This window comes from Nonomuraea recticatena (genome assembly GCF_039533245.1).
In the GTDB taxonomy this organism is placed as follows: domain Bacteria; phylum Actinomycetota; class Actinomycetes; order Streptosporangiales; family Streptosporangiaceae; genus Nonomuraea; species Nonomuraea roseola.
The window spans coordinates 1-558 of sequence record NZ_BAAATE010000183.1; the positions used below are offsets into that span (position 1 = coordinate 1).

Annotated in this window: 1 protein-coding gene; it reads right to left on the reverse strand. The window is 69.4% G+C overall.

All coding sequences use genetic code 11. The features are described from left to right. Positions 1–558, reverse strand: a 558-nt coding sequence (locus tag ABFX50_RS51055) for a glycoside hydrolase domain-containing protein (RefSeq protein WP_346158561.1), incomplete at both ends; no start/stop codon positions are given.

Here is a 558-nt window from a genome sequence, read left to right on the forward strand (position 1 = left end):
CCGCGCCGTCCGCGAGCGCCGAGTGCGGCAGGTGCGCCTTGTCCCACGCCTTCCCGTCGACCTTCAACGACTGCACGTACACGTTCCGCGCGCTGTTGCCCGGCGCGTTCACCACGAGCTTCCGACCGCCGCCCAGGTCCACCGTGGCCTTGGTGAACAGCGGCGACCCGACCGCGTAGCTCGCGCTGCCCATCTGCAGCGGGTAGAACCCCAGCGCGCTGAACAGCCACCACGCCGACTGCTCGCCGTTGTCCTCGTCACCGGGGTACCCCTGGCCGATCTCGCTGCCCAGGTACAGCCGCGACAGGACCTCCCGCACCTTCTCCTGCGTCTTCCAGGGCTGCCCGGCGTAGTCGTACATGTAGGGGATGTGGTGCGAGGGTTGGTTGCTGTGCCCGTACTGCCCCATCCGCACGTCTCGCGCTTCGAGCATCTCGTGGATGACCCCGCCGTACGACCCGACCTTCGTGGCCGTCTCGGGCGTCGCGAAGAACTCGTCCAGCTTCTTCGCCAGCCCCTCGCGCCCGCCGTGCAGGTTCGCCAGGCCCTGCCCGTCGT